Here is a 6506-nt window from a genome sequence, read left to right on the forward strand (position 1 = left end):
GGCGGCCGGCGCCGCCGGGGCCGGTGCCGGCCGCGTCGTCGGGGTCGAGGGCGCGGGGGTCTGCGCCAGGGCCGGGCCGGCGCCCAGGAGGGCGGCGAGCGCCAGGGCGCGGGTCAGGCGGGGGAGAAGGCGGGTCTCGGACATCGTCGGGAAGCTCCGATCCTGCCGCGTCCGGGCCCGGACCTGGGAGTCCGGTCCTCGGGTCGGGGCGGCGTCCGCATGATGCGGCCTTCGCCGTTGAACGGCAGCTTAATGGCTGCGTGCGCAAGAGAGGGTGCTTTTCTGGACGAATCCCCTAGCCAGACCGGCGCGTCTCCTCTATAGACCCCGCTCCGATCAGGATCGCGAGGTGCGCGGCGGCTCCGCCCCGGGGCTTCCACGCGCCTGTTTTGTTGCACGGGAAGCATTTCAATGGCCGTTCCGAAGCGAAAGACCTCTCCGTCGCGGCGCGGCATGCGCCGTTCCGCCGACGCCCTCAAGGCCCCGACCTACGTCGAGGACAAGGATTCCGGCGAGCTGCGCCGCCCTCACCACATCGACCTGAAGACCGGCATGTATCGCGGCCGTCAGGTCCTGAAGGTCAAGTCCGACGCGTGATCCGGCGTGGCGGCGCGCTCGCGCCGCCGATGACCGGCACGGGATGACGGCGCCCCTCGCGGGCGCCGTTCTCGTTTGTGGCGCCCTCGTCCCGGATCTCAGACCGGGCGGCGCTCGGCCCGCCACAGCCGCAGGGCGGTGAGCACGAGGAGCAGCGTCGCGATCGCGCCGGTCAGGCCCAGCGCGTCCGGGCCGCCCCCGAACGCGCGCACCAGCAGCGGGCCGGCGATCTGCCCGGCCGCGAAGGCGGCGGTCATCCGGGCCAGCAGCGGCGTCGGGTCGTCGGGTCGCGCCTCGCGCGCCAGTTGCAGCCCCGCCATGGTGGCGATCATGAACGTGCCGCCGACGAGCACCGCCGAGGCCGCGACCGCCCAGAGGGCGCGGACGCCGAGCGGCAGGGCGGTGCCGAGCGCCATGAGCCCCTGCGCCGCCGCCCAAAGGCGCCGGCGCGGCACGGCCCCGAGATAGCGCGCCGCGGCCGCGACCGACAGGAGCGCGGCGAGGCCGAAGAGCGGCCAGGCGAGGCCGAAGACCAGGGGATCGGGCGTGAGGTCGCGCGCCATCACCGGCAGGAACGTCGCCGGCACGATGTAGCCGAACCCGAAGGTGCCGTAGCACAGGATCAGGGCGCGCTGACCGCCCTCGCCGCCCCGCGCGACGGCGGCGGCCTCGCGCTCCGCCGGCCCGGCCGGGACCGTGCCCTGACGGCGCGCCAGCAGCCCGACGAGCAGCGCGCCCGCGCCGGCGCCGGCGCCGAGTTCGAGCCACAGCCAGGCCGCGGGCTGGCGCCCGCCGAGCCAGGCCAGGGCGCCGGCGAGCGCGATACCGAGGCCGACGCCGGTGTAGATCCAGGCGCCGAGCCGCGGCGCCCGCCGCCGGGCGAGCTCGGCGAGGCACCAGCTGCTGGCGCAGACGAGCGACCAGGCGCTGAACACGCCGGCCGCCCCGCGCAGGGCGGCGCCGAGGAGCGCCGGCGCGGGACTGCCGGACACCGCCATCGCCAGGGTCGTCAGCGCCACGCCGACGAGGCTCAGGAGCAATCCGCGGCCCGGATCGCCGGCGAACCATGCCGCGGTCAGGGCCCCTGCGAAGTACCCGATGTAGTTCGCCGCCGCCCATTCGGCGCCGGCTGCGGCGTCCAGGGCGCCGTCGCGCAGCATCAGCGGCAGCAGCGGCGTGAAGGCGAACCGGCCGATGCCCATCGCGACCGCGAGGGCGAGGATCCCGCTGGCGACGACCGGCCAGGTCGACCGGCGCGTGGCGGCGTGGCCGGGGCGGGCGAGAGGGAGATGCGTCGTGCTCATCCCGGCATCAGATACCGGTCCGCACTTCTTGGAAAATGAATTTTCGTGACGTATCCTTCTCGCCATGAGAACGATGGATCTCGACGACCTGCACATCTTCCGCAACGTGGTGCGGGAGGGCGGGGTGACGCGGGCGGCGAGCCTGTTGAACCGGGTTCCGTCCAACGTCACCACCCGGATCAAGCAGTTCGAGGAGCGCCTGGGCGTGGCCCTGTTCCGGCGCGAGGGCCGCAGTCTGACCCTCACCGAGGCCGGGCGCACCCTGCTCGGCCACGCCGAGAAGCTCCTGCAACTGGCGGACCTGGCGGAGCGGGAGCTGCGCGGCGGCGGCGTGCGCGGCACGCTGCGGCTGGGCTCCCTCGAGAGCGCCGCCGGCGCCCGGCTGCCGCCGATCCTGTCGGCCTTCCACGCGCTCTATCCCGACGTCACGATCGAGCTGCAGACAGGCACCACCCGGGCGATGCTGCGACAGCTGGAGCGTCACGAGGTCGAGGCGGCCTTCGTGTCCGAGCCGTTCGAGCGCGGAACCCTGTCGTCGGTGCCGGCCTTCGACGAGGAGCTGGTGCTGATCACGGCCAAGGCCGCGCAAGGCAAGGCTGCCGCCGAGGCCGGCCGGACGCGGACCGTCGTGGCGTTCCCGCACGGCTGCTCCTACCGCCAGCGCCTGTTCGAGTGGCTCGCCGCGGAGGCCGCGTCGCCCGAGCGGATCCTGGAGATGAGTTCGTACCACGCCATCGTGGCCTGCGTGGCGGCCGGCACCGGGGCGGCGGTCGTGCCGGCGGAGGTGCTCGACCACGCGGTGCTCGGCACCGCGGTCGCCCGCCACCCGCTGCCGGCCCATCTGCGGCTCAACCGCACGCACCTGGTGTGGTCGGGCGAGGCCAGCCCGCCGCTGCGGTCGCTGATGGCGCTGCTGCCGCGTGCGGGCGAGCCGTCCGTGGCGTAGGGCTTAGGCGGGCGAGCCTAACGGGATCGGCTGAATTCACGCCCTCTTCGTCGGTCCGGGTCCGCGAGGGCGGCGCCGGACATCCGGACGCGAGGGGCATTGAGCAGGACCGCTCGCGTCCTGCCTCGGCTCTTCACACTTGCGGTTCCGGGGGTCCGCTCCCGCGGCTCCGGGATGTCCCTGCGAGGCGCGAGGGTTAGGCTCTCGTTCTGCCCTGCCGGTCGCAGGATCGCTCAATGGCCGCCACCGGCCGCGTACCGCGCCGAGGCCACCCGCGACCGGTCGAGGCGCGAGGGCCGCAGTGTCCCCGTCGGCCCGTCGATCAGCTGCACCAGGAAGGTTGCCAGCGGCCGGGCCGGCACCGTCGGGGCGGGGCCGGAGGCCTGGGTCGTGACGAGGTCCCGGCCGGGTGTGTTCGGGTCCGGGACGGGCGTGTCGGGCTGGGACATGGCGGAGGCTCCAGGACGCGATGACAAGCCAACGCCGCAAGCCGCCTGCCGTGCCCTTTGCCGGGGCGCCCTTCCCTACTTCTTGGCCAAAGCCTCGAGCCGGCTCTGCATCTCCGCCATCTGGCGCTTGAGGTCGTCGAGCTCGCCCTTCGGAGCCGGGGCCGCCGGGGCCGGCGCCTCGGCCGGCTTGTCGCCCCCGGCCGGCTGCCCGCCGGGGCCGAACGGCGTGAACATCCGCATGGCCTCGTTGAAGAAGGTCATGTTGGCCCGCACCTGCTCCTCCATGGCGTGCTGGAAGGCGCTGGGGCCGAAGGTCTGGGACATCTTCTCCCGCAGACCGTCCTGCTCGCGGGCGAGGTGGTCCATGGAATATTCCAGGAAGCTCGGCACCATCGCCCGCATGCTGTCGCCGTAGAAGCGGATCAGCTGGCGCAGGAAGGCCACCGGCAGCAGGTTCTCCGCGCCGGCCTTGTTCTCCTGCTCGAAGATGATCTGGGTCAGTACCGAGCGGGTGATGTCCTCGCCCGACTTGGCATCGTAGACCACGAAATCCTCACCCGCCTGCACCATGGCGGCGAGGTCCTCGAGCGTCACGTAGGTCGAGGTGCCCGTGTGGTAGAGACGCCGGTTGGCGTACTTCTTGATGACGGTGGGTGTCGACTTGCCGCTGTCCGCCATCGGTGCGCTGTCTCCCTCTTGGAGAACCCGGCGGGAATTGGACGGCGCCGGGCGAGCCGAATTTTCACCGGTTCTCATGATTGGACCTTAAGGCCTTCGTGTGCTGGCGAAAATAGCAATCTGCGCGCCGTCCACGCAAACTGGGTGCGCTGCCACTGCGGCGATGGCGTGGAGCACGCCTTGACTTCCCGCAGGGCAACGCTTTCATCCACCCCAAAGCGCATGGGCGGCGGCCGTGAAGCGGCAGGCTGCGGCGGCCCGTGACGCTGGGAGAGGCCGAGAGGAGAGGCGCATGGCTGAGAAGGCAGATATCGTGATCGTGGGTGCCGCCCGCACCCCGGTCGGGTCGTTCAACGGGGCCTTCGCCACCGTGCCGGCCCACAAGCTCGGCGCGGTCGCCATCAAGGCGGCGCTGGAGCGGGCCAAGGTCTCCCCCGAGGAGGTCGACGAGGTGATCTTCGGCCAGGTGCTCGCCGCTGGCGAGGGCCAGAACCCGGCCCGCCAAGCCGCCATGGCCGCCGGCATTCCGCAGGAGAAGACCGCCTGGGGCCTCAACCAGCTCTGCGGCTCGGGGCTTCGCACCGTCGCGGTCGGCATGCAGCAGATCGCCAACGGCGACGCCGACATCATCGTGGCGGGCGGCCAGGAGTCGATGTCGATGGCGCCGCACGCCCAGTACCTGCGCGGCGGGCAGAAGATGGGCGACCTCAAGCTCGTCGACACGATGCTGAAGGACGGCCTGATGGACGCCTTCAACGGCTACCACATGGGCAACACCGCCGAGAACATCGCCCAGCAGTGGCAGCTCACCCGCGAGGAGCAGGACGCCTTCGCGGCCCGCTCGCAGAACAAGGCCGAGGCCGCCAAGAAGGAAGGCCGGTTCAAGGACGAGATCGCTCCCGTCACCGTGCCCGGCCGCAAGGGCGACGTGGTGGTCGACGCCGACGAGTACATCCGCGAGGGTGCGACGCCGGAGGGCATGGCCAAGCTGAAGCCCGCCTTCTCGAAGGACGGCACGGTCACCGCCGGCAACGCGTCGGGCATCAACGACGGCGCGGCCGCCCTGGTGCTGATGTCGGCGGCGGAAGCCGAGAAGCGCGGCCTGAAGCCGCTCGCCCGCATCGCCTCCTGGGCCACCGCCGGCGTCGACCCGAAGATCATGGGCACCGGCCCGATCCCGGCCTCGCGCAAGGCCCTCGAGAAGGCCGGCTGGAAGGCCTCCGACCTCGACCTGATCGAGGCCAACGAGGCCTTCGCGGCCCAGGCGCTCGCGGTCAACAAGGACCTGGGCTTCGACGACTCGAAGGTGAACGTGAACGGCGGCGCCATCGCCATCGGCCACCCGATCGGCGCGTCCGGCGCCCGCGTCCTCGTCACCCTGCTGCACGAGATGCAGCGCCGCGACGCCAAGAAGGGCCTCGCCACCCTCTGCATCGGCGGCGGCATGGGCGTCGCCATGTGCCTGGAGCGCTGAGCCACGCGCTGAAATTTCACGTTCGGGAGCGGGGCGGCCGGGAGCCTGGCCGTCCCCACTACAGTTAGTGCTCAAGAAGCGGGACAGCACCCGCCTTCATTGTGGAACGGCCGCCTTCCGTAACGTATCGATGGAAGCGCGCCGAGGGATGGATCGCTCGAACGCTCATCAAGGAGAGGGCACATGGCAGAACGCGTTGCACTGGTCACCGGGGGCACGCGCGGCATCGGCGCCGCGATCTCGAGAGGCCTGAAAGAGGCCGGGTACAAGGTCGCAGCGAATTTCGGCGGCAACGACGAGGCCGCGCAGGCCTTCAAGGACGAGACCGGGATCCCGGTCTTCAAGTTCGACGTCGGCGACGCCGCGGCCTGCGAGTCCGGCATCCGCGCCGCCGAGGCTGAGCTCGGCCCGATCGACATCCTGGTGAACAACGCCGGCATCACCCGGGACGGCATGTTTCACAAGATGTCCTTCGAGCAGTGGCAGGCGGTGATCCGCACCAACCTCGACTCGATGTTCACCTGCACCCGTCCGCTGATCGACGGCATGCGCTCGCGCGGCTTCGGCCGCATCATCCTGATCTCGTCCATCAACGGCCAGAAGGGCCAGATGGGCCAGACCAACTACTCCGCCGCCAAGGCCGGCGTGATCGGCTTCGCCAAGGCGCTGGCGCAGGAGAACGCCAACAAGGGCATCACCGTCAACGTGATCGCGCCCGGCTACATCGCCACCGAGATGGTCAAGGCGATCGCGCCCGACGTGCTGAAGGCCAAGATCCTGCCGCACATCCCGGTCGGCCGCCTCGGCGAGGCCGAGGAGATCGCCCGCGCGGTGGAGTTCCTGGCCGGCGAGCAGGCGGGCTTCATCACCGGCTCGACGCTGACCATCAACGGCGGCCAGTACTTCGCGTGATGCGGGGAAGGGGCGTCCCGGATGGGGCGCCTTGCTCGGTTGTCCCCACAACCATTACACACCCTCTACGTCATTCCGGGGCCGCGCAGCGGAGCCCGGAATCCAGAGCCGCCGGTGTAAACGAATAATACCACTTCGCTTAAGCA

7 protein-coding genes are annotated in these 6506 nt (G+C 71.3%); 4 read left to right on the top strand and 3 right to left on the bottom strand.

All coding sequences use genetic code 11. The annotated features are described in order from the left end of the window. Positions 1–411: 411 nt before the first annotated feature. On the top strand, positions 412–597 hold the full coding sequence (rpmF, locus tag VQ02_RS22825; RefSeq protein WP_048425702.1) for a 50S ribosomal protein L32: 186 nt from the start codon (positions 412–414) through the stop codon (positions 595–597). Between the two features lie 98 nt (positions 598–695). Here rpmF and VQ02_RS22830 read toward each other — a convergent pair whose 3' ends face one another. Further along, complete coding sequence (locus tag VQ02_RS22830) at positions 696–1901, bottom strand: YbfB/YjiJ family MFS transporter (RefSeq protein WP_083469387.1); 1206 nt, start codon at positions 1899–1901, stop codon at positions 696–698. Between the two features lie 73 nt (positions 1902–1974). Between VQ02_RS22830 and VQ02_RS22835 the strand changes: the two genes are divergently transcribed. Next, entirely contained in the window at positions 1975–2847 is an 873-nt protein-coding gene (locus tag VQ02_RS22835; protein WP_209437052.1) for a LysR family transcriptional regulator, read from the top strand. A gap of 233 nt (positions 2848–3080) precedes the next feature. On the opposite strand, the gene VQ02_RS22840 is transcribed toward VQ02_RS22835, so the two are convergent. Both VQ02_RS22840 and phaR read right to left on the bottom strand, forming a co-directional pair. Next, positions 3081–3296: a hypothetical protein gene (locus tag VQ02_RS22840; RefSeq protein ID WP_048446524.1), complete on the bottom strand. Its 216-nt coding sequence runs from the start codon at positions 3294–3296 to the stop codon at positions 3081–3083. A gap of 75 nt (positions 3297–3371) precedes the next feature. Continuing rightward, positions 3372–3974 (bottom strand): polyhydroxyalkanoate synthesis repressor PhaR, encoded by a 603-nt coding sequence (phaR, locus tag VQ02_RS22845; RefSeq protein WP_048446525.1) that lies wholly within the window; start codon positions 3972–3974, stop codon positions 3372–3374. Between the two features lie 292 nt (positions 3975–4266). Here phaR and VQ02_RS22850 point away from each other — a divergent pair, with 292 nt between their 5' ends. Continuing rightward, complete coding sequence (locus VQ02_RS22850) at positions 4267–5448, top strand: acetyl-CoA C-acetyltransferase (RefSeq protein ID WP_048446526.1); 1182 nt, start codon at positions 4267–4269, stop codon at positions 5446–5448. A 183-nt stretch (positions 5449–5631) separates the two neighbouring features. Further along, the gene (gene phbB, locus VQ02_RS22855) at positions 5632–6360 is read left to right on the top strand and encodes an acetoacetyl-CoA reductase (RefSeq protein WP_048446527.1); all 729 of its coding nucleotides are present in this window, start codon (positions 5632–5634) and stop codon (positions 6358–6360) included. Positions 6361–6506: the final 146 nt, after the last annotated feature.

Source organism: Methylobacterium variabile, from assembly GCF_001043975.1.
In the GTDB taxonomy this organism is placed as follows: Bacteria; Pseudomonadota; Alphaproteobacteria; order Rhizobiales; family Beijerinckiaceae; genus Methylobacterium; species Methylobacterium variabile.

Coding starts and splice junctions, on each gene's coding strand:
- rpmF (WP_048425702.1), top strand. CDS start 412: ATGGCCGTTCCGAAGCGAAAGACCTCTCCGTCGCGGCGCGGCATGCGC.
- VQ02_RS22830 (WP_083469387.1), bottom strand. CDS start 1,901: ATGAGCACGACGCATCTCCCTCTCGCCCGCCCCGGCCACGCCGCCACG.
- VQ02_RS22835 (WP_209437052.1), top strand. CDS start 1,975: ATGGATCTCGACGACCTGCACATCTTCCGCAACGTGGTGCGGGAGGGC.
- VQ02_RS22840 (WP_048446524.1), bottom strand. CDS start 3,296: ATGTCCCAGCCCGACACGCCCGTCCCGGACCCGAACACACCCGGCCGG.
- phaR (WP_048446525.1), bottom strand. CDS start 3,974: ATGGCGGACAGCGGCAAGTCGACACCCACCGTCATCAAGAAGTACGCC.
- VQ02_RS22850 (WP_048446526.1), top strand. CDS start 4,267: ATGGCTGAGAAGGCAGATATCGTGATCGTGGGTGCCGCCCGCACCCCG.
- phbB (WP_048446527.1), top strand. CDS start 5,632: ATGGCAGAACGCGTTGCACTGGTCACCGGGGGCACGCGCGGCATCGGC.